This window comes from Mangrovactinospora gilvigrisea (assembly GCF_001879105.1).
In the GTDB taxonomy this organism is placed as follows: Bacteria; Actinomycetota; Actinomycetes; order Streptomycetales; family Streptomycetaceae; genus Mangrovactinospora; species Mangrovactinospora gilvigrisea.
Genome location: NZ_MLCF01000025.1, coordinates 23297 through 43776 on the forward strand (window position 1 = coordinate 23297; position 20480 = coordinate 43776).

Annotated in this window: 18 protein-coding genes; 8 read left to right on the top strand and 10 right to left on the bottom strand. The window is 73.9% G+C overall.

Going from position 1 to position 20480, the window contains the following annotated elements; translation table 11 throughout:
• Positions 1-593: 593 nt before the first annotated feature.
• Entirely contained in the window at positions 594-2003 is a 1410-nt protein-coding gene (locus BIV57_RS06465) for an MFS transporter (RefSeq protein WP_079170067.1), read from the bottom strand.
• Between the two features lie 66 nt (positions 2004-2069).
• On the opposite strand from BIV57_RS06465, the gene BIV57_RS06470 reads away from it, so the two are divergent.
• Complete coding sequence (locus tag BIV57_RS06470; protein WP_071655686.1) at positions 2070-2879, top strand: ArsR/SmtB family transcription factor; 810 nt, start codon at positions 2070-2072, stop codon at positions 2877-2879.
• Between the two features lie 48 nt (positions 2880-2927).
• Here BIV57_RS06470 and BIV57_RS06475 read toward each other — a convergent pair whose 3' ends face one another.
• The 4 genes from BIV57_RS06475 to BIV57_RS06495 all read right to left on the bottom strand — a co-directional run bounded on the left by BIV57_RS06475 (position 2928) and on the right by BIV57_RS06495 (position 8003).
• The gene (locus BIV57_RS06475) at positions 2928-4322 is read right to left on the bottom strand and encodes an extracellular solute-binding protein (RefSeq protein ID WP_071655687.1); all 1395 of its coding nucleotides are present in this window, start codon (positions 4320-4322) and stop codon (positions 2928-2930) included.
• Complete coding sequence (locus BIV57_RS23390) at positions 4319-7042, bottom strand: vWA domain-containing protein (RefSeq protein ID WP_079170068.1); 2724 nt, start codon at positions 7040-7042, stop codon at positions 4319-4321. Before BIV57_RS23390 ends, BIV57_RS06475 begins: the two co-directional genes overlap by 4 nt.
• Before the next feature lie 86 nt (positions 7043-7128).
• Complete coding sequence (locus BIV57_RS06490) at positions 7129-7509, bottom strand: effector-associated constant component EACC1 (RefSeq protein WP_071655688.1); 381 nt, start codon at positions 7507-7509, stop codon at positions 7129-7131.
• 23 nt (positions 7510-7532) lie between these two features.
• Complete coding sequence (locus tag BIV57_RS06495; RefSeq protein WP_071655689.1) at positions 7533-8003, bottom strand: effector-associated constant component EACC1; 471 nt, start codon at positions 8001-8003, stop codon at positions 7533-7535.
• Between the two features lie 156 nt (positions 8004-8159).
• On the opposite strand from BIV57_RS06495, the gene BIV57_RS06500 reads away from it, so the two are divergent.
• Both BIV57_RS06500 and BIV57_RS06505 read left to right on the top strand, forming a co-directional pair.
• Positions 8160-8654, top strand: a complete 495-nt coding sequence (locus tag BIV57_RS06500; protein WP_245797455.1) for an NUDIX hydrolase — start codon at positions 8160-8162, stop codon at positions 8652-8654.
• A gap of 69 nt (positions 8655-8723) precedes the next feature.
• Positions 8724-10106, top strand: coding sequence for an MFS transporter (locus BIV57_RS06505; protein WP_071655691.1), 1383 nt, complete (start codon positions 8724-8726; stop codon positions 10104-10106).
• Between the two features lie 46 nt (positions 10107-10152).
• Here the strand turns inward: BIV57_RS06505 and BIV57_RS06510 are convergent, their stop codons facing one another.
• From BIV57_RS06510 to BIV57_RS06530, 5 genes are read right to left on the bottom strand one after another with little or no spacing between them, the layout of a single operon-like run.
• A complete protein-coding gene (locus BIV57_RS06510) occupies positions 10153-10749 on the bottom strand; it encodes a GAF domain-containing protein (RefSeq protein ID WP_071655692.1) in 597 nt (198 codons plus the stop codon).
• On the bottom strand, positions 10746-11423 hold the full coding sequence (locus BIV57_RS06515; RefSeq protein ID WP_071655693.1) for a GTP-binding protein: 678 nt from the start codon (positions 11421-11423) through the stop codon (positions 10746-10748). Before BIV57_RS06515 ends, BIV57_RS06510 begins: the two co-directional genes overlap by 4 nt.
• Entirely contained in the window at positions 11401-11778 is a 378-nt protein-coding gene (locus BIV57_RS06520) for a DUF742 domain-containing protein (RefSeq protein ID WP_071655694.1), read from the bottom strand. The genes BIV57_RS06515 and BIV57_RS06520 overlap by 23 nt, the downstream gene beginning before the upstream one ends.
• The gene (locus tag BIV57_RS06525; RefSeq protein WP_079170069.1) at positions 11775-12269 is read right to left on the bottom strand and encodes a roadblock/LC7 domain-containing protein; all 495 of its coding nucleotides are present in this window, start codon (positions 12267-12269) and stop codon (positions 11775-11777) included. The genes BIV57_RS06520 and BIV57_RS06525 overlap by 4 nt, the downstream gene beginning before the upstream one ends.
• On the bottom strand, positions 12263-14149 hold the full coding sequence (locus tag BIV57_RS06530) for a sensor histidine kinase (protein WP_071655695.1): 1887 nt from the start codon (positions 14147-14149) through the stop codon (positions 12263-12265). Before BIV57_RS06530 ends, BIV57_RS06525 begins: the two co-directional genes overlap by 7 nt.
• Before the next feature lie 685 nt (positions 14150-14834).
• Between BIV57_RS06530 and BIV57_RS06535 the strand changes: the two genes are divergently transcribed.
• The 5 genes from BIV57_RS06535 (at position 14835) to BIV57_RS06555 (ending at position 20396) form a co-directional block, all read left to right on the top strand.
• The gene (locus BIV57_RS06535; RefSeq protein WP_079170070.1) at positions 14835-16181 is read left to right on the top strand and encodes an acyl-CoA dehydrogenase family protein; all 1347 of its coding nucleotides are present in this window, start codon (positions 14835-14837) and stop codon (positions 16179-16181) included.
• Between the two features lie 221 nt (positions 16182-16402).
• Positions 16403-18895 (top strand): sensor histidine kinase, encoded by a 2493-nt coding sequence (locus BIV57_RS06540; protein WP_071655696.1) that lies wholly within the window; start codon positions 16403-16405, stop codon positions 18893-18895.
• Positions 18892-19386, top strand: a complete 495-nt coding sequence (locus BIV57_RS06545) for a roadblock/LC7 domain-containing protein (RefSeq protein ID WP_071655697.1) — start codon at positions 18892-18894, stop codon at positions 19384-19386. The genes BIV57_RS06540 and BIV57_RS06545 overlap by 4 nt, the downstream gene beginning before the upstream one ends.
• Positions 19355-19831, top strand: coding sequence for a DUF742 domain-containing protein (locus tag BIV57_RS06550; RefSeq protein ID WP_175548680.1), 477 nt, complete (start codon positions 19355-19357; stop codon positions 19829-19831). Before BIV57_RS06545 ends, BIV57_RS06550 begins: the two co-directional genes overlap by 32 nt.
• On the top strand, positions 19812-20396 hold the full coding sequence (locus BIV57_RS06555; RefSeq protein WP_071655698.1) for a GTP-binding protein: 585 nt from the start codon (positions 19812-19814) through the stop codon (positions 20394-20396). The genes BIV57_RS06550 and BIV57_RS06555 overlap by 20 nt, the downstream gene beginning before the upstream one ends.
• Positions 20397-20480 lie beyond the last annotated feature (84 nt).

The window sequence follows — 20480 nt, forward strand, 5'->3', positions numbered from 1 at the left end:
CGGGGGGCTGCGCGGGCGGCCGCGTACGGCCCGCGGTGTTGGCGCCCGGCGCCGGGTCGGCGGGATCGCGGCGGGTGCTTTTCCGGCCCATCCCACCGGAGGTGTGCGCGGCGTTGGCGTGTCCCGGAGGGGTGCGGGGGGCTGCGCGGGCGGCCGCGTACGGCCCGCGGTGTTGGCGCCCGGCGCCGGGTCGGCGGGATCGCGGCGGGTGCTTTTCCGGCTCACCCCACGGGAGGTGTGCGCGGCGTTGGCGTGTCCCGCGGGGGGCTGCGCGGGCGGCCGCGTACGGCCCGCGGTGTTGGTGCCCGGGGCCGGGTCGGCGGGATCGCGGCGGGTGCTTTTCCGGCCCATCCCACCGGAGGTGTGTGCGGCGTTGGCGTGTCCCGGAGGGGTGCGGGGGGCTGCGCGGGCGGCCGCCTACGGCTCGTGGCGTTGGTGTCCGGGGCCGGGTCGGCGGGATCGCGGCGGGTGCTTTTCCGGCCCATCCCACCGGAGGTGTGTGCGGCGTTGGCGTGTCCCCGCGGGGGCGCGGGGGGCTGCGCGGGCGGCCGCGTACGGCCCGTGGCGTTGGCGCCCGGGCGCAGCCGAGAGGCTCAGCCGCGTCTCCCCATCAGGCACGCGGTGACGGTGGCCGCCGCGTACAGCGATGCCGCAACCAGCGCGGCGGCGTGGAGGCCGTCCACCAGGTGCGCCGCGGCGAGCGTGCCGAAGAGGGCGACGCCGACCGTGGAGCCGGTCTGGCGGGAGACGTTGAAGACCGCGGAGGCCACCCCCGCCGCATCCCGCGGCGCCGCCTCCATCAGCGCGGACGTCGCCGCCGGCATGCACAGCGGGGTGCCGATGCCGCAGCAGACCAGCGCCGGCAGCAGCGCCCAGTAGGGCGTGTGCGGGCCCGCCACCAGCCAGCAGGCGAAGCCGACCGTCCCGAACGCCAGCCCCAGCCGCATCGGCAGGTACGGGCCCGTCCGCGCCGCGATCCGCCCCGACAGGGGCGAGGACGCGATCCCCATCGCCATGCACGGCAGCAGCGCCAGCCCCGCCGTCGTCGCCGAATAGCCGCGCACCTGCTGGAAGTAGAGCGTCAGCAGATACAGCAGCCCGTAGAAGCCCAGGTTGAGGACGACTCCGATCAGCGCCGACGCGGAGAACGGCACCCGCCGGAAGAGCCCGAGCGGCAGCACCGCGTCCGCCCCGCGCCGCCGGGCGACCGCGACGAAGCCGGCCGCCGCGGCCACCGCCACCGCGAACCCGCCCAGCACCGGCGCCGACGCCCAGCCCACCGTCCCCGCCTCGTTGAGCCCGAACGCCAGCCCCAGCAGCGTCGCCACCCCCAGCGCCAGCCCGGGGAGGTCGAAGCGGGTCGTCGCCGCCCGCCGCGCGACCGGGCCGATATGACGCAGCGTCACCGCCACCGCGGCCGCCGCCACCGGGACGTTGAGCCAGAAGACCGAGCGCCAGCCCAGCGCCTCCACCAGCACCCCGCCCACCACCGGCCCCGCCGCGGCCGCCGTGCACGCCACGCCGCCCCAGATGCCCACCGCCCGGGCCCGCGCCGCCCGGTCCGGGTAGGACGCCGAGAGCAGCGCCAGCGACGCCGGGATGAGCAGCGCCGCCCCCACCCCCTGCGCGAACCGCGCCGCGATCAGCGCCCCCGTCGCCGGCGCCAGCGCACACGCCGCCGAGGCCGCCGCGAAGACGCCCAACCCGCCCAGCCACAGCCGCCGATGGCCGAACCGGTCGCCCAGCCCGCCGCCGAGCAGCAGCAGCCCCGCGAAGACCGTGGTGTAGCCGTCGACAACCCACTGCAACCCGGCCGGGCCCGCCCCCAGCCCGGAGCGCAGCGCCGGCTCGGCCACCGTCACCACCGTCACGTCCAGGATCACCATGAACTGGCCGAGGCAGAGGGCGACCAGCGGGAGCACGGACAGCGGGGCGCGAGCGGGACCGGGGGCCGGGGGCGCGGGACGGGTGCCGCTCAGAGGAGTGCTCAAGGGGGTGCTCATGGGCGCCAGTGTCGAACCGGGACGCTTCGGTGGCCGCCGAAACAACGCCGACCTACGCTCGTTCCCATGAGCCGCACCCATGACCCCAGCGCCGGTGCGCAGCCCCAGGCGGACATCGCCCGGGTCGCCGCCGCCATCGGCGATCCCACCCGCGCCCGGATCCTGCTCGCCCTCGGCGACGGCCGCGCGCTGCCCGCCAGCGCGCTCGCCCGCGAGGCCGGCGTCGCCGCCTCCACCATGAGCGGCCACCTGGCCCGCCTCGTCGAGCTGGACCTGGTGCGCGTCGAGCCCAACGGCCGCCACCGCTACTACCGGTTGAGCGGCGGAGAGGTGGTGGACGCCATGGAGTCGCTGGCCGTCATCGCCCCGCCGATGAAGATCCGCTCGCTGCGCGAGGGCACCCGCTCGCACGCGCTGCGCCGCTCCCGGCTCTGCTACGACCACCTCGCCGGACGGCTGGGCACCGCGCTGATGGGGGCGCTGCTGGACGGCGACGTCCTGGAGGGCGGCGACGGGATGCACCACCCGGAGGAGGCCGTCCAGGACCGGCTCTCCGCCTACGGCCGCGACCTGGACTACCGGCTCACCGCGCACGGCCGCCGCGCCGTCACCGGCTTCGGCGTCGACCTGGAGTCGATGCCGGCCCGCGGGCGGCCCGCCGTCCGCTACTGCGTCGACTGGTCCGAGCAGCGCCACCACCTCTCCGGCGCGCTGGGTGCGGCGCTAGCCTCCCGGATGTTCCAGCTCGGCTGGCTGAAGGACGGCAGCTACGCGCGCGTCGTGCACCTCACCGAGGTGGGCCGGCGCGGCCTGGTGGAGACGTTCGGGCTGGACCCGGAGTGGGAGCAGGAGGCGCACCCCGCGCCCGCCGCGTGAGCGGCGCCCGCCGAGCCGTGCCCGGTGATCGCGAGCCGTGCCCGGTGGTCAGTGCCCGGTGAGCGCGGCCCGCAGCTTCGCCGGCACCTGCTCGGCGATGCGCTCCGCCGCGCCGCGGGACGGGGCGCGCAGCACGCGCGTCGCCTCCGCCTGGAGGGTCTGGCTGAAGTCGGAGTAGTAGGGCGTGCGGGGCCGCAGCACCGCCCGGTCCAGCTGGTCCTTTATGGTCGTCGCGATCGGCACCAGGCCGGCGTCCGGCGGCGCGGAGTAGACGGCCGCGGGGCAGGGCCGCCGCTGGTTGTCGTCGTAGGAGGAGGCGAGCACCGGCGGATTGCCGCCCTGCAGCAGGCAGTCCTGGCTGGTGGGTGAGGTGAGGAAGGCGATCAGCTGCTGCGCCCAGTAGGCGTGCGGCGAGTTCTTGGCCACCGCCAGGTCCCAGCCGCCGAGGACGGTGGCGCCGGGCAGCGCGGTGACGCCGTAGGCGGTGCCCGCACGGAACTCGGCGGCGGAGCCCTTCTGGTTCTTCCGCGAGTCCATCGCCTCGTAGGCGTAGGGCCAGTTGCGCATGAACAGCGCCTGGCCGGCGGTGAACGCGGCCTGGCTGGAGGCCTCGTCCATGCTCAGCGAGCTCTTGTTGTCCCAGGTGTAGTTGACGTCCGTCCACAGGTCCACGAGCCCCTTGACGACCGCCTTGCTGGTGTCCCCGCTGATGCTGGCCTGCCCGTCCTTCCCGGTGAGCACCGGGCCGGGGGCGGCGTTCAGATCACCGGCGACCGACTCCAGCGCGTTGACCGTCAGGCCCTCGTACTGCTTGAGCTGGGTGGCGTAGCGGTCCTTGAACTTCGCCTGGTTGCCGCTCAGCAGATGGTTGATCTGCTGCCACGTCCAGCCCCCGGACGGCGCCGGCCCCAGCTGGTCCTTGCGGTAGTAGAGCAGGCCGACGTCGGTGCGGAAGGGGACGGCCCAGGTGCGGTGCTTCTCGTCCTGCCCGGACTGCCGCACCACCGGGATCATGCCGTCCAGCATCCGGTTGGGCAGCTGGTGGACCAGCCCCGCCTTGACGAACTCCGGGATCCAGGTGACGTCGAGGGAGACGACGTCCAGGGCGCTGCTGCCCAACTGCCCCTCGGCGGCCAGCTCGGCGTGCTCGGGGTCGGAGTCGGACGTCAGCTCGACGACCTCGGCGCGCGGCCGCTCGGGGTGCTGCTTGCGCGAGTCGTTCCACGCCTGGACGAGCCGGTAGTCGATGCGGGAGGTGGTGAAGTCCTCGCCCATCGCGATCTTCAGGGTGTAGCCGGCGGCGCCGGCGGCCGGGCGGGGCGGTCCGGGGGTGTCCGACGGGGCGTCGGACGGCGCGAAGGAGGACGTCCCCGCCGAGCAGCCGCCGATCAGCAGCAGGGTCGCGGCGGCCAGCGCGGCGGCGCGGATGCGGGCGGGGCTCACTGCACGTCACCTCCCTCCCAGGTCTTGGCGAAGACGTTGCCGAGCTCGGTGCCGAGCACCGCCGCCGACGACGGCCGCGGTGTGCAGGCCTTCGGGTTGATCACCGCGAGGTTCTCCTGCTTGCCGCACGCGCCCTCCGAGCCGCGGCGCATCGAGAAGACCGTCACCGGCACATCGGGCTTCAGCTGCGGGGCCATGTCCGCCAGGTCGCTGGAGGTGCTGGCGTTGTCGCCGTCGGAGATGACCACGATCGACCGGTAGGGCTGCTCCTGCTGCCGGGCGAACCCGAGGCCGCGGGTGACCAGATGGAAGATCCGCGCGTCGCGGCCGCCGCTGCGCAGCGCCTTCAACCGGTCCTGCACGGCCTGCCGTCCGGAGTCGCTGCCGACCGGCAGCGGCGGGGAGCCGGTGTTGGCGCCGTTGACGGGCCACAGCTCGAACCGGTCGTCCGGGCCGGCCCGGTTGACGGCGGTGCGGATCGCGGCCTGCGCGTCCTGCATCTTGCCCTCGTCCCACATGGAGTCGGAGTTGTCGAGGATGACCAGCACGAACCCGGGCGCGTGCGCGCTGCGGTACTGCGCCGAGGTGGTGGCGGCGGTGTCGGCGGGGGGCGCGGCCGCGGGGTCGGGGGCCCGGATGCCGAACCCGGCGAGGACCGCCCGCCCGCCGTCCGCGCCGGTGGCGGTCAGCCAGTCGCGGAAGTGCCCGACGGCGTCGGCGCGCGCCGAGCTGTCGGTGCCCTCCTCGGGCACCTGGACGAAGGGCAGGTCGAGCGCGGGGCCGCCGGAGGGGGCGACGTAGTTCGCGCCGGGGGAGACCGTCTGGTAGCCGTCCCGGCAGGTGCTGCCGTGCGCGTCGACGGCCTCCTGGAGCGCGAGGAGCGAGGCGAGCGCCGGGTAGCGGGTGGCGCCGGGCCGGCAGAGCACCGCGAGCGCGCCGTCCGCCTGGCGGTCGCTCAGGGCGTAGCCGCGCTCCAGGTCGCGGCGGCCGGCGACGTCGGTCGGGGCGAGGGCGTTGTCGTACTCGTTGCGGGCCTGCAGCAGGCCGGTGCCGGATGTGGTGGGCAGCGGCCGCAGGACGGTGCCCGTCTTCGGCGACAGCTGCCTGAAGACCTGCCGCCAGGTCGGGTTCGGGCCGAGGTTGAGGTTGTGGTCCACGTCCCCGGGGAGCGTCATGATCAGCGGGGAGGAGCCGATCGAGGTGCGCTGCGCCTTCCGGAGCAGGCGGAGCGCGTCGCCGCTCCCGGCGGTGGCCCGCAGCGAGGTGACGACCTGCTGGTACTCGGCGGAGGAATCGGGGATCCAGACGTCCGGGCGGGGGCCGACGTCCCGCAGCGGCTCGAACGCCTCGTCGGGCGCGGCGGAGGCGCCCGGGGAGGGGCCCTGCTCCCAGGCCGTCAGATTGCCGAAGGAGTGCACCGCCTGGTCGGTCGAGGCCGGGTAGAGCACCAGCGTGGAGCGCCGGCAGCCGTCGGCCGCCCGGTTGGCGCCGCTGCTCGCGTAGGCGTCGGCGGCGGACTGCAGGGCGCTGATGTTGTCGACGGACGTCATGATGCGCAGCGCCACCGGGACGGGGCAGGCGCCCGCGAACGGGCCGGTTCCGGCAGCGAGATCGGGACCCAGCCAGGACGCGGCGGCGACGGCCAGCACGACAAGCGCGGTGGCCGCGCGCCGCGGCCAGGTGCCGGCGGCGAACTCCCAGGCGCGCCGCCACCGGTGATCCGGCTCGGGCCCCTGTTCCGGCTCCTGTTCCGGCTTGGGCTCAGGCTCCGGCCCCGGCTCAGGATCCGGCTCCAGTTCCGGCTTGGACTCCTGTTCCGGCTTGGGCTCCGGTTCCGGTTCCTGTTCCGGCACTGAGGGCGGATCGGGCGGCGCCGAGGGCGGTACGGGGTTCGCCTCGGTGCGGCCGGGGCTCGCGTCCGAGGAGTTGCGCTCCCCGCTCGCCGCGGGCCCCGCCTCCGGCGGCCCCGGCCGTACCGCGCCGCGCCGCAGCGCGATGTCCCCGCCGCCGTTGCTGAAGGTCGAGAAGGGCACCCAGTCGTCGCCCACCTCGGTCTTCCACAGGTCCGCCTTCATCCGGGCGTCGATGTAGGCGGCGGCCTCGGCCGCGGTGACCCGGTAGCCGTCCGTGGCGCCCGCGCTGAGGACGTCGAGCAGATGGCTGGTGAACCAGGTGGGCGAGTCATCGCGGCCCTCGACGGCCGGCCGCTGGATGCGGACCCGTCGGCCGACGGGGCACGCCGTCAGGATCGCGAAGGGCTTCGGCCAGGGGAGGGGGCCGGCGATCAGGGAGGCGTTTCCGCCGTAGCAGCAGTCCAGGATGAGGGTGAGCTCGGAGAGCCGGCCCGCGCCCATCGCCGCGTTGAGGTTGCCCAGCAGCTTTCGGACGCTGATGGAGGCGTGCTCGGGGTGGGTGTACTCGGCGCCGCGCAGCACCAGGAACAGATCGTCCGGGTCATGGTGGTGCAGGCTCTCCCGGTAGTAGCCGTGGCCGCAGAAGTAGACCAGCAGCGAGTCGACGTCGGGGTCGGCGACCGCGTCCTCCAGCGTCCGCCAGAAGTCGTCGCTGAACTCCGGGTCGAGGTGGATGGGCGTGCGGGCGCCCGGCTCCCGGTCGCCCAGCAGGCCGCGGAGCCCGGTGGCGCTGGTGTACGCCGGCCGGATGTCGTGGAAGTTCTCGTCGCGGTAGGCCGGGACGCCGATGAGGATCGCTTGGCGCATGCCGTCACACCCGCCCGGGGCGGGCGGACGGGACGGGCGGGTGCGGTCGGTGCTTCCTCACGTCTCTCCCCTGGAGACCGGACCGGTCAGCGTGCGGGCTGGAGCATGGCGGCGACGGCGGCGATCACCTCGTCCACCCGGGCCACGTTCTCGTTGTCGGAGGCGAGGGAGAACTCCTCGCCGCCGACCTTGAGGGTGATCGAGGAGCCGGGGCGGACGGCGCGCCGCCGGCTGCGGGTGACCCAGGCGAAGACGGACCGCACCAACTGCCCGTAGTTCTCCCGCGTCAGACGGAGGATCAGCTCCCCCTGGCCGCCGGGCGGCTCGGGCGCGGACGTCTCGGCGGCCTCCTGGAGGTCGCCGCCCTCGTTGATCAGCCACCGGCGGAGCAGGTTGCGCTCCTCGGCGGTGGCCGCGCCGAAGTCGGACAGGATCAGCCGGGCCTCGGCGGCAGCAGGCGTGCTCATGGCACCCTCGTCTTCCCCTGCGGCTAGCGCGCCGCGCCGGTGTCCTGGTGGTCCGTCAGCCGGCGGATCAGCTCGTCCAGCTCCTTGGTGGGGACGCTGGCCGGGACCTCGATGCGCACCATCTCCGGCGGGACGATGATGGTGAGCCGCGCCTCGTCGGGCTCCGCGCAGTAGTCGGGCCACTCCTCGGAGCGGCGCGGCCCGTCGGCCTGCGGGGGCACCGTCACCTGCACGTCGCACGGCTGCTTGCGGCGGTCGAGCCAGGCGAGGGCCGAGCGGACGAGCAGTCCTATGCCCACGTCCTCGACGAGCTTGAGCAGCACGACGGCCTCGACGCTCAGGTGGTCGCGGTCGGAACCGGGGGCGGCCCGCTGCTCGGCGTGCTCGACGAGCCCCGGCTCCTGCTGCAGCCACCTGCGCAGCTTCGCCAGCTGCTCGCCGTTCTCCGCCTCGTTGGGATATCCCTCGATGGTGATGCGGACCTCAGTGTCCACCTCAGCCCCCCTGGATAGGCTCCTGACGGTAGTTCACATGATTCCACGTTTCCCTGAGAGAGGTGTGAGGGACGGCACATGGTTGCAACGGATGGCTGTGCATCCCGGTTTCCGGAGCTGTTCGCCCCCGGGCGGTGGGAGTGGTGCCGGGCGGATGTGCAGTTCTCCCTCCGGCCGCCGGACGACGAACTGGTCACCAACATCCATGTGATCGGGTTCGCGGACGGCGGGATCGTGGTGTGCCGGGACGCGCGGCGGGAGGGGCACTGGTTCCTGCCCGGGGGGACGCGGGAGCAGGGCGAGAGCGTCGAGGAGTGCGTCCGCCGGGAGCTGGCGGAGGAGGCCGGCGCCTCGCTGGTGGGGCCGCTGCACTGGCTCGGCGCGCACTTCGCGGAGACCGATCGGCCCCGGCCCGGCTACGAGTGGCAGCCGCATCCGTACCGCGCCTGGCTGTGGTGCACCGCCGAGCTGCGGCTGGACGGCGAGCCGAGCAACCCCGAGGACGGTGAGCAGGTCGCCGAGGTGCGGGCGGCGCCGCCGGAGGAGGCGGTGCGGCTGATCGCGGCCTCCGAGGGCGAAGAGTTCGGACAATTGGTGCAATTGGCGCTTGAGTCCCATGAATCAGACGCTTCTCGTCGCAACCTGTCGTGAACACAACCCTCTTGAGTGAGGGATGTCATTCCCGTGCATGATCCACCGTTCGTCGGTTAGACGACGGGGATGACTGGCACAGAGACAACGGCGGACGATGCCGCGCGGCCCTCCGCGACCGAGGTCGACCTGCCCACCGTGCGGCGGGCCATCGCGGGCGCGGCCATGGGCAACTGCATCGAGTGGTTCGACTTCGGCGTGTTCGCCTACCTCGCGACCACCCTGGGCAAGGTCTTCTTCCAGGGCGGTGCCAACGGCACCCTCGAGACGTTCGCCACGCTCGCCGTGGCCTTCCTGATGCGTCCGCTCGGCGGGGTCTTCTTCGGACCGCTGGGCGACAAGATCGGGCGCCAGAAGGTGCTCGCCACCACGGTCATCCTGATGTCCGGCGCCACCCTGCTGATCGGCGTGCTCCCCTCCTACGCCGCGATCGGCATCTGGTCGCCGATCCTGCTGCTGGTCGTCCGGCTGGTACAGGGCTTCGCCACCGGCGGCGAGTACGGCGGCGCCGCCACCTTCATCGCCGAGTACGCCCCCGACAAGCGCCGCGGATTCTTCTGCAGCTTCCTGGAGTTCGGCACCCTCGGCGGCTATGTGCTGGGCGCGGGCATCGCCACCGGCCTCCAGCTGGGCCTCTCCGACCAGGCCCTGATGACCTGGGGCTGGCGCATCCCGTTCCTGATCGCCGCGCCGCTCGGCATCGTCGGCCTGTGGCTGCGGATGAAGCTGGAGGACACCCCCGCCTTCCGCGACCTCACCAAGCGCTCCCAGCCGGAGCACACCGCCCTGAAGGCGACGCTCACCAGCGCCTGGCGCCCCATCCTGTTCTGCATCGCCCTGGTGCTGGTCTACAACGTGGTCGACTACACGGTCCTCACCTACATGCCGACCTATCTCTCGCAGGTGCTGCGCTACTCCACCACCACCTCGCTGCTGATCTCCATCGGCATGATGCTGCTGATGATGGCCGGCATCAGCCAGGTCGGCCGGCTCTCCGACCGGATCGGGCGGAAGCCGCTGCTGGTGGGCTCCTGCGTGGGCATCTTCGTGCTCTCCGCGCCCGCGTTCCTGATGATGGGCACCGGCAACATCGTGCTCACCTGGGTGGGTCTGCTGCTGCTCAGCGCGCTGCTGCTGGGGATGCTCGGCACCATGTCGGCGACGCTGCCGAACCTCTTCCCCACCCAGTACCGGTACGGCGCCTTCGCGGTCGGCTACAACGTCTCCACCGCGGTCTTCGGCGGGACGGCCTCGTTCGTGATCTCCGCGCTGATCGACTCGACCGGCAACCACCTGATGCCGGCCTTCTACATGATGGCCGCCGCGGCGATCTCCGTCGTCCCGATCATGAAGATCAAGGAGACCGCCGGGAAGCCGATGATGGGCTCCAAGCCCGTCGTCACCCGTACCCGGCGCCCCGCCCGCGCGACCACCGCGTCGTCGGTCGGCTGAGGCGCCGGTGGGCCGAGGCGCCGGACGGGGCCCGGGAAGGGCCCGCTTAGAGCGCCAGGCGCGCGTCCAGCTGCTCCTTCATCGCGGCCGCCATCTCCTTGATGGTGGCCAGGCCCTGGCGGCCCCACGGGCGCGGCTCCTGGTCGACCACGCAGACGGTGCCGATCGCCTGGCCGGTCCGGTCGTCCAGCAGCGGGGCGCCCAGGTAGGAGCGGATGCCCAGCTCGTCGACGACCGGGTTGCCCGCGAACCGCGGGTAGTCGCAGACGTCGTCGAGCACCAGGGCCTTCTTGCGGACGATCACATGGGGGCAGAAGCCCTGGTCGAGCCGCATCGTCCGGCCGGTCGGCAGCGGCGCCGGGCCTGCCCCGGAGCCGTCCGCCGGGCCGCTGGAGCCGCTGGAGCCCTCCGGGGTGTAGAGGCCGGCGAAGAACTGCCGCCGGTCGTCGATGAAGTTGACCATCGCGTACGGCGCCTTGGTGATCGACGCCAGCTGCGCGGCGAAGTCGTCGAACGCCGGATCCGGCTGTTCGCCGAACCCCAGTTCGCGCAGACGCGCGGCGCGGGCCTCCGCGCCGGTGTCGTTGGGCCGCAGCAGTTGATGGCCCGTCAGGTCGAAGTCGGGGACGTCGTAGTCCTTCATGAGAGGGTCTCCATGGGGGAGGGCGGAGAGGGGGCGGGCACGGTGCCGATGGTGCCGTCGGCGTACCGGATCAGGTGCTGGACCAGGTCGATGAGCACCTGCGTGGCCGAGCTGCAGCGCCGCGCGTCGCACATCACCACCGGCGTCTCGGGGCGCAGGTCGAGCGCGACGCGGACCTCCTCGCGGGTGTACCGGTAGGCGTTGTCGAACTCGTTGACGGCCACCACGAAGCGGATGCCGCGCCGTTCGAAGTAGTCGACCGCCGCGAAGCTGTCGGAGAGCCGCCGGGTGTCGGCGAGCACCACCGCGCCCAGGGCGCCGTTGGACAGCTCGTCCCACATGAACCAGAACCGCTCCTGGCCGGGCGTGCCGAACAGGTAGAGCACATGGCGGCCGTCGAGCCCGAGGCGGCCGAAGTCCATCGCCACCGTGGTGGTCGACTTCTCCTCGACGCCGAGCAGCGAGTCGTGGCCGACGCTCACCTGGGTGAGCAGTTCCTCGGTGGACAGCGGCTCGATCTCGCTCACCGCCCCGACGAACGTGGTCTTGCCGACCCCGAATCCGCCCGCGATCAGCACCTTGAGGGCGGTGGGGAAGGGGTCGTGCGCGAAGCCCGGCGGGGGCGTTCGATCGGACGGGGACAGCAGGGTGTCAGAGTCGTCGGCGCAGGCCATCGAGGACCGCCTCCAGGACGGGTCGGTTGACGGGAGTGGCCGTCACCAGCTCCGGCGCGCGGGCGATCAGGGCCCCGCACTCCACCAGGTCGGCCAGCAGGACTTTGGCGACGACCGCCGGCAGCCGCAGATGCGCGGCGATCTCGGCGACCGACATCGGACCCCGGCACAACCGCAGCGCGGAGTTGTGGTCGGGGCCCAGGTCGACGCCGCGCGGCGAGGAGCCGGTGGCCATCACGAGCGTTATCAGGTCGAGCCGGGTCGCGGGGCGGGTGCGGCCATTGCTGATCGCATAGGGCCGGACGAGGCGCCCCGCGTCGTCGTCGACCCAGGGGTCGTTGTCGGGGGCCGTCACGGCCTGATGGTGCCCTGGTCAGCAGAGAGCGACGGCGCGCCGCCGGGTCTGCTGGGCAGCGGCGCGCGCTGCTCGGGCGGCCGCTGCGGCATCCGGGCCGGGGTCGTCAGATGCTGGCGGACGCTCTTGACGAGCATCGCCATCTCGTAGCCGATCACACCCGCGTCGGCCTCCCGGCCGGCGAGCACCGCGAGGCAGGCGCCGGAGCCGGCCGTCGAGACGAACAGCAGCGCGCTGTCCAGCTCGACGACCACCTGGCGCACATCGCTGCCGTCGGCGAACCGCTGGCCGGCACTGCGGGCCAGCGAGTAGAGGCCGGAGGCGAGCGCGGCCATGTGGTCGGCGGCGTCGGTGTCGAGCCCGCAGGCGGCCTTGACCAGGCCGTCGGATGACAGCAGCAGGGCGCTGCTGGTGTGCGGAATGCGCTGCACCAGACCGCTGAGCAGCCAGGTCAGATCGGTGGCAGCTCCGGTGCGCACGTCAGTCACCATGATCCTTTCTCGTACGAGCCGTCGACCGCCGGGGTGGCGGCGGGCGGGGGCTCGAACTCGTCTTCCGCGCCGGCCCGGCTGACGCCGCGTTGGAAGGCGGCCATCAGCCCCGGGTCGTGCTCGGGGGGTTCGCCGTCGGGACCGGCGGGGGCGGGTCGGTTCGTCGGGGCGTCGGTGCGCAGCTGGGGCACCAGGTGCTCCTGGCGCCGGCGCTGCGGCAGAGGGGGCCGGGCGCCGCCGCCCGCCGTGGCGGGCTCGGGGTCGAGATCGGGGTCGGGCCCCGGGACGGGCTCGGGCGCCGGGGCGGGGGCCGCGGGCGCCGCCGGACGGGTGGACTGCCGGGCGGGCAGCCGCAGTTCGGCGGTGCGCTCGGAGGGCGTCTCGGCGGCGGGGAGCACCGCGGGGGCGGGCGCCGGCGGCGGGGCGGGCTCCGCGGAGGCGTGCTCCACCGGCGCGTGCTCCACGGGTGCGTGCTCCGCCCGGGGCAGCGCGGACTGCGCGGCCGGGGCGTGGCGCGCCTCGTGGACCTGGCGCGGCTCGCGGGCCTCCCGGGCGTCCTCGCCGGGGGCGTCGCCCATCAGCGCGGGCGGCAGGATCAGCACGGCCTGCACGCCGCCGTAGATGTTGGTCTGCAGCCGGACGACCACACGGTGCCGCCGCGCCAGCGACGCCACCACGTAGAGCCCGATCCGCCCGTCCTCCAGCAGCCGCCCGATGTCGAACCGCTCGGGGTCGGCGAGGAGTTGGTTGTACTGCTCCTGGTCGTCCGGGGCGAGGCCGAGCCCGCGGTCCTCCACCTCGACCGCGATGCCGGACGTCACCATCTGGGCGCGCAGCAGCACCTGGGAGCCGGCCGGGGAGTAGGTGGTGGCGTTCTCCACCAGCTCGGACAGGAGGTGGATGATGTCGGCGACCGCGTTGCCGCGCACCGTGCCGGGGATCGGCGGGACCAGCTTGACCCGCGGGTACTCGTCCACCTCGGCGATCGCCGAGCGCAGCACCTCGGTCATGGTGACCGGGCGCGTCCACTGCCGGCGGGAGACCGCGCCGCCCAGCACCGCCAGGTTCTCGGCGTGCCGGCGGATGCGGGTCGCCAGGTGGTCGACCTGGAAGAGGCCCTTGAGCAGGTCCGGGTCCTCGACCTCGTTCTCCAGCCCGTCGAGCAGCTGGATCTCGCGGTGCACCAGGGACTGCAGGCGCCGCGCCAGGTTGACGAAGACCTCGACCTCGTGGGCGGTGGTGCGGCGGCGCTGGATGCCGGCCGCGCCCGCGTCGGCGGCCCGGTCGGGGCCGGCCTGCGGATGCGGGACGGGCGCCTGCGCCGGGGCGTGCTGGTCGGCGGGCCGCTCGGACCCGCCGCCGAGCGCGGCCGCCTGGAGCACCGCCGCCTCGGCGCGGCGCCGGACGCGCTGCAACTCCTCGGCGAGCAGCTCCAGTTCGTCGGCGTCGCCGGAGCGCTCGTCCGGCGGCAGGAAGAAGGCGGTGGGCTCGCCGCGCCGCAACCGGTCCAGCAGCTGGTCGAGTTCGGCCTGGCCGCGGGCCGCGCCGCGGCGCAGCTCGGTGACGCGGTCGGCGAGGGTGCGGTGGGTGCGTCCGGCCGCGGCGCCGCCGACGAGCAGCGCGGCGACGGCGACGGCGGCGCCGCCGGCGAGCATCGTCCAGCCCTGGGAGCCGAGCCGGACGCCGGCCGGCAGGGTGCGCGCGGCGAGCACCGCGGCCGCGGCGCAGGCGGCGAGGGCGACGAGGCCGGGCAGGACCGCGAGGCGGACCAACCGGGAGTGCAGGGCGCCGGCGCGACGGCTCCCGGGGCGGGTGGTGCGCCCGTGGCGGGCGCGCTCGCGCACCTCCCCGGACTGCGGGTGGGGCGCCGGCGATGTCATGGTCGGCCGCCTTCCCGGGCCCGGCCGGAAACCGGCGGTGCGCACGCCGGGGCGCCCGGGGCTGCGGTGCGCGCCGGGGCGGCAGCTATCGGAGACGCCGCGGGGGGTGGGGGTCGGTGCATGGTGGATCCTCGGGACTCGGGGGTTTGCTGGGGGAGGGCTCCGGAAGTTTCGGGGAACATGTCTTCGAAATAGGACCCGAAATACTCGAGGAGTTGTCGGCGCGCGGCCCTGTACCGCCCTCCTCGACCCTGTCGGGTGCTGCCCTCTTGACCGCCTGACGGTACGTCAACTGCCGTGGATCTCCAGGTGGTGGGGGCACGCTGACGGTACGTCGGGCGACAGCCCCAAATGTAGCCCGACTGCGGGAGGGGCTTCAGCCCACCCGGGAAATCCGCGCACCAACGGGTGTATCGGGGGTGTCCGGAGGGGACGCGTCCGCGGGCGTTCGTCCGCTGTTCGACTCCGCCACGCCCTCTTGTCCCGGGGTCGGCACATCCCCGAAACTGAGGCTCCATCGGTTTCAGATATTTTCAGACAAGTAGCCGCTATGATCTTGACCCGCCTGACGATTTGTCGACCCTGGTAGATGTCGGCCTCACCTGCGGAAGCCGAGTGCTCACCCGACCCGCCCGGTCCCGCGGACGGGCCTGACCGACCATCACCTCCTGGAGGGGGCCGCGCTATGACACTCGGTTCGGCAGCCAAGGCAGCAACCGCGCCAACTCCGCTTCCCACGGCCGCGGAACCCGCGGACCCGCCGTCCGGCAGACCCGCCGGCGCCGCCGGTCTCACCGGCCGGCGCCACGAGGAACTCCGCGACGCCGTCCGCCGGTTCGCCGAGGAGGAGGTCCGCCCCCGCATCCCCGAGATGGAGCGCGGCCGCACCGCCGAGCACGAGCTGTCCCGGCTCATCGCCCGGCAGGGCTGGATCGGCGTCACCGTCCCCGCCGCCTACGGCGGGATGGACGCCGGCCACCTCGCCAAGACCGTCATCATCGAGGAGCTCTCCCGGGTCAGCGGCGCGATGGGCGCCATGGTCCAGGCGAGCCAGCTGGGTGTCGCCAAGATCGTGCACTTCGGCAGCGCCGAGCAGAAGCGCGCCTGGCTGCCCGCCGTCGCCGACGGCCGCTGCCTGCCCACCATCGCCGTCACCGACCCCGAGTCCGGCGGCCATGTGCTCGGCATGGAGGGCACCGCCGAGGCCTCCCCCGACGGGCGGCAGTACCGGCTCAACGGCCGCAAGGTGTACGTCGGCAACAGCCATGTCGGCGATCTGCACGGCGTGGTACTGCGCACCGGGCCCGGCTCCCGCGGCCTCTCCGCCTTCCTCGTCGAGGCCACCCGCCCCGGGTTCGGCCTCGGCGAGCAGGTCGAGGCGATGGGCCTGCACGGCTTCAGCTTCGGCGAACTCGTCTTCGACGACTGCCGGATCCCCGTCGAGAACCGCCTCGGCGAGGAGGGCGACGGCCTCGCCGTCGCCTACTCCTCCAGCGTCCTGTACGGGAGGCCCAACCTCACCGCCGTCTCGCTCGGCATCCACCAGGCCCTCGTCGACGAGACGGTGCGCTTCTGCGCCGAGCGCCGCCGCTACGGCAAGGCGCTCTCCGCGCTGCCGTCGATCAAGCTCAAGCTCGGCGAGATGCAGTCCCGGCTGATGACCGCGAGGCTCACCGCCTACCACGCCGTCCATCTGCTGGACCGCGGCGAGGCGTGCGACGCGGAGCTGATGAACGCGAAACTGGTCAATGTCGAGTACGCGCTCGACACCGCCCGCAACGCCATGGAGATCCACGCCGCCAGCGGGCTGTTCACCGACCGCCCACTGGAGCGCTACCTGCGGGACGCCCACCACATCTTCGCCCCGGCCGGCACCAGCGACATCCAGCGGCTGCGCCTCGCCGAGTCCGCCCTGGGCACCGATCGCGGCCAGTGGTCCGAGCGCCTCTCCGACCTCGTCCGCCACCACCCCGACGACCCCGCCGGCCCGGCCGAGCCGCACCCGCATCCCGACCTGGCCCGCTCGGCGTAGGCCGCCCCCGCCCCGACCCGGTCCCGCCGGAACGCCCCCGGACCCGCGCGCCCTACCACCCTCGGAACCGTCCTGTCAGCTATGCGCGGGTTATGGGGACTTGATGCCACCCGATGCGCGAAAGCCGCCCGTATTACGGTCCGGATCCTGGCCGTGGGCGTTCAAATCCCCCCATCCGTATGACTAGTATCGCTGGGTCAAGTCCGCCTCGGGGGAAACCGATGCCTCGCACCCAGCAGAACACCGCCCGCGAGCCCGGCCGGCTCAGCCTCCGAACGGCGCTCGTCGTCCTCGCCCTGATCCCCAGCCTGGCGCTGATCTCCCTGCTCGGGGTCGCGTCCGGGAACCTGTGGAACCAGTGGCGCGCGCTCGACGGCGCCGCCCGGCTCGCCGAGCGCGCCGAGCCGCCGGCCTACTCCCTGATGGTCGCCCTCCAGCAGGAGCGCCGCCTCAGTGAGGTCGTCCTCGCCGGAAAGCACGGCGCCCGCGCCCAGTTGAAGGCGCAGCGCGTCCGCACCGACAACGCCGCCGACCGGCTGCGCGCCGTCGCCTCGGACGCCACCGGCCCCGACGCCGGCAACGTCCCCGGCACCTCGGCCCGCGCCCTGGCCGTCACCGCCGCCGCCCTCGGGCCGCTGTCCGGCGTCCGCGCGCAGGTCGACGAGAACGCCGGCAACCGCGGCTCCGCCTTCGACGTCTACACCTCCGCCATCGCCGCCGACGTCGCGCTCTTCAACGCGCTCGGCCGCACCGACGACGGCGGCGTCACCGCGGCCGCCCGGCCGATGGTCGCCCTCTTCTGGGGCGGCGAGATGCTCTCCCGCGAGGACGCACTGCTCACCCGGGCGGCCGCCTCCGGACGCCTCACCTCCGACGAGTACACCCAGTTCGCCGGGTGGGTCGGCGTGCAGCGCTTCAGCTACGAGCAGCAGGCCGCGCCCGAACTGCCCGCCGGCGACAGATCCGTCTACGACAAGGTCACCACCGGCGGCCAGTGGGCCGACAAGACCTCCGCCGAGGACGCCGTCATCCAGTCGCACCTGGGCGGCAACTCGCCGGGCGCCGCGATCCAGGACGAGACCCTGACCGCCTGGGGACGCTCCATCCCCACCATCACCGACCAGATGCAGAAGCTCGCCTGGTCGCGCTCGGTGGGCGTGCAGCAGACCGCCAAGGACGCCTCCCGGACGCTGCTCTGGCGGCTCGTCGCCATCACCGCCGTCGGCCTGGTCGGCGTCGTCGCCGCCGTGCTGATCGTGCTGCGCCTCACCCTGATGCTGCGCCGCCGCATCGCCGCGCTCCGCGCCGAGGCCCTCGACCTGCAGACCCGCCTCCCCGATGTGCTGGAGCGGCTGCGCCGCGGCGAGACCATCGACACCAGCCAGGAGATCCCCGAGATCCGCCGCACCAGCGACGAGCTCGGGCGCCTCGGCGACGCCCTGAACCTGGCCCGCCGCACCGCCCTGCAGACCGCCGTCGAACAGGCCGAGCAGCACCGCGGGTTCGAGAAGCTGCTGCAGCGCATCGCGCGCCGCACCCAGCTGCTCATCGGCCTCCAGCTGCGCAAGCTCGACGAGATGGAGCGGCGCCACGAGAACCCCGAGGTCCTGGAGGGGCTCTTCGACCTCGACCACCTCACCGCCCGGCTGCGCCGCTACGAGGAGAACCTGGTCATCCTCGGCGGCGGCCAGCCGCAGCGCCGCTGGCGCAAGCCGGCCCGGCTGCTGGACGTGCTGCGCTCCGCGCAGGGCGAGGTGCAGGACTACACCCGCATCCAGATCGACATCGAGGGCTCGGCCTGGATCCATGAGCGGGCCGTCGGCCCGGTCGTCCACGTCCTCGCCGAACTGATGGAGAACGCCGCGTCGTTCTCCAAGCCGCCCACCCCCGTCGAGGTGCACGCCTCCGCGGTGGGCCGCGGCGTCGCGGTGGAGATCGAGGACCGCGGGCTCGGCATGGAGCCCGGCCAGTACCGGGCCGCCAACGCCATCATGGCCGATCCGCCCGCCCCGGACGTGCTCTCCCGGGTCGACGACATCCGCCTCGGCCTCTACGTGGTCGCCCGGCTCGCCTCCGCGCTCGACATCCAGGTGGAGTTCCGGCCCTCGGTCTACGGCGGCACCCGCGTCATCGTCCTGGTGCCCGCCGACCTGATCGTCCGTCGGCCGCCGCTGGAGGCCGCCGCCGACCCCGAGACGGACGCCGGGCCCGAGCGGCCCCGGCTGCCGGCCCGTCAGCTCGCCGCCCTGCCCGGCGGCGCGGGCCACCACCCGGAGCCGGCCCAGGAGCGTCCCGGGCGGGCGGCCGACCCGGCCCCGGAGCCCGCCCCGACGGCGATCGCCCCCGCACCCCCGACGCCGGGGCCCACCCGGATGCCGTCCCCGGCCTCCGCCCCGGTCCCCGCTCGGCGGCCCGGCTCCGGACGGGTCCTGCCCAAGCGGGTCCGCCAGGCCAACATCGCCCCCGAGCTGCGCGTCGACCCAGACGCCCCGGCCCCCGCGCCCGGACCCGCGGCCTCCGCCTCCATTCCCGCGCAGCGCCGCTTCGACGGCGAGGAGACCGTCGACCTGCGGCCCGAGTCGGCCCGCCGGGCGGGCGCCGCGATCGGCGCCTTCCAGAGACAGTCCCGGCGCTCCCGGTCCACGGCCCCGACCCCGCCGCCCAGCAACGCCTCCGCGAAAGCCCAGTCCTCCACGGAAGAGCCCGAAGCATGACGCAGCAGCCGTTCCGCCCCGCAGGCACCTCCAGCACCGCCACCGACCGCGACCTCGACTGGCTGCTCGACGGCCTCCTCGAGAAGGTGGCCGGCGCGCTCCACGCCATCGTGCTCTCCGACGACGGCCTGGTCATCAGTCAGTCCCGGACCATCGACCGGGCCGACGCCGAGCACCTGGCCGCCGTCGCCACCGGGCAGCAGTCGCTGGCCCGCAGCGTCGGCGGCCGCTTCCGCGGCGGCCCCGTCCACCAGGTCATCGTCGAGATGGCCGACCTGTGGCTGTTCATCACCGCGGCCGGCAACGGCACCCATCTCGCGGTGATCGCCGACGCCCAGGTGGACGCGGAGATGATGGCCGTCGCCATGCACACCCTCATCCAGCAGGTCGGGCAGAAGCTGGGCACGCCGGTGCGCGGCATCTCGACCAGCACGCTGACCGGCGCCCCGGGGAGCGACGATGGCGGACACGCCGCCGCGTTCGACCGGTGAGCCCGGGCCGGGCGGTGACGGCAGGGGCACGACGCACTGGACCGAGGACGCCGACGACGGCCTCGGCCTGAGCGACGGCGACTCCGAGAGCCTGGTCCGCCCCTACACCATCACCCGCGGCCGCACCGCCCCCGAGCGCACCGACCTGACCCTCATCACCCAGGTCACCGCGAGCGACCGCGCCGGGGAGGAGAACAGCCGCGACGCCCGCCGGCTGCAGCCGGAGCACCGCGCGATCCTGGGCCGCTGCCGGCACCCGGCCGCGGTCGCCGAGATCGCGGCCGCGGTCGATCTTCCGGTCTCCGTCACCAAGATCCTCATCGGGGATCTGATCGCCGAGGGGTGGGCCTCCGCACGCCCGCCCCTGGCGGTCGCCGAGGGCGAGGGCGGCGCCCCCGACATCCGACTCCTGCAAGCGGTGAGAGATGGCCTTCGCAAACTCTGAATCCTCCCCCGCCATGCCGTCCCCCGAGGCTGTCAAGATCCTTGTCGCCGGGGGGTTCGGCGTCGGCAAGACCACCATGGTCGGCGCGCTCAGCGAGGTGGCCCCGCTGCGCACCGAGGAGGTGATGACCGAGGCCAGCGTGGGCGTGGACGACCTGGACGGCATCGACAGCAAGGACACCACCACGGTCGCGCTGGACTTCGGCCGCATCACCCTGGACGACTCGCTGATCGTCTACCTGTTCGGCACCCCCGGCCAGGAGCGGTTCTGGTTCATGTGGAACGACCTGGTGCAGGGCGCGCTGGGCGCGGTGGTGCTGGTCGACACCCGCCGCCTGGAGGCCTCCTTCGCGGCCATCGACTTCTTCGAGGGCCGCGGGATGCCGTTCATCGTCGGGGTGAACTGCTTCGACGGCATGCGGGAGAACGAGGAGGAGGAGGTCCGCGAGGCCCTCGACCTCGACCCGGACGTGCCGCTGCTCTTCGGCGACGTGCGGCGCCGCGACTCCAGCCGGGACCTGATGATCGCGCTGATCGAGCATCTGATGGCGGGCGTTCCCGCCTGAGGCCCGCCCGGGCCCGTTCTCCGCCCTGAAATACGGACAAACCGGTACTAAACCTCTGAACTCATGTCATATTGGGTCGGTCGG

Excerpts from the sequence above, each read along its gene's own strand:
- BIV57_RS06465 (WP_079170067.1), bottom strand. The coding sequence starts at position 2,003 with ATGAGCACCCCCTTGAGCACTCCTCTGAGCGGCACCCGTCCCGCGCCC.
- BIV57_RS06470 (WP_071655686.1), top strand. The coding sequence starts at position 2,070 with ATGAGCCGCACCCATGACCCCAGCGCCGGTGCGCAGCCCCAGGCGGAC.
- BIV57_RS23390 (WP_079170068.1), bottom strand. The coding sequence starts at position 7,042 with ATGCGCCAAGCGATCCTCATCGGCGTCCCGGCCTACCGCGACGAGAAC.
- BIV57_RS06490 (WP_071655688.1), bottom strand. The coding sequence starts at position 7,509 with ATGAGCACGCCTGCTGCCGCCGAGGCCCGGCTGATCCTGTCCGACTTC.
- BIV57_RS06505 (WP_071655691.1), top strand. The coding sequence starts at position 8,724 with ATGACTGGCACAGAGACAACGGCGGACGATGCCGCGCGGCCCTCCGCG.
- BIV57_RS06510 (WP_071655692.1), bottom strand. The coding sequence starts at position 10,749 with ATGAAGGACTACGACGTCCCCGACTTCGACCTGACGGGCCATCAACTG.
- BIV57_RS06515 (WP_071655693.1), bottom strand. The coding sequence starts at position 11,423 with ATGGCCTGCGCCGACGACTCTGACACCCTGCTGTCCCCGTCCGATCGA.
- BIV57_RS06525 (WP_079170069.1), bottom strand. The coding sequence starts at position 12,269 with ATGGTGACTGACGTGCGCACCGGAGCTGCCACCGATCTGACCTGGCTG.
- BIV57_RS06530 (WP_071655695.1), bottom strand. The coding sequence starts at position 14,149 with ATGACATCGCCGGCGCCCCACCCGCAGTCCGGGGAGGTGCGCGAGCGC.
- BIV57_RS06535 (WP_079170070.1), top strand. The coding sequence starts at position 14,835 with ATGACACTCGGTTCGGCAGCCAAGGCAGCAACCGCGCCAACTCCGCTT.
- BIV57_RS06540 (WP_071655696.1), top strand. The coding sequence starts at position 16,403 with ATGCCTCGCACCCAGCAGAACACCGCCCGCGAGCCCGGCCGGCTCAGC.
- BIV57_RS06545 (WP_071655697.1), top strand. The coding sequence starts at position 18,892 with ATGACGCAGCAGCCGTTCCGCCCCGCAGGCACCTCCAGCACCGCCACC.
- BIV57_RS06550 (WP_175548680.1), top strand. The coding sequence starts at position 19,355 with ATGGCGGACACGCCGCCGCGTTCGACCGGTGAGCCCGGGCCGGGCGGT.
- BIV57_RS06555 (WP_071655698.1), top strand. The coding sequence starts at position 19,812 with ATGGCCTTCGCAAACTCTGAATCCTCCCCCGCCATGCCGTCCCCCGAG.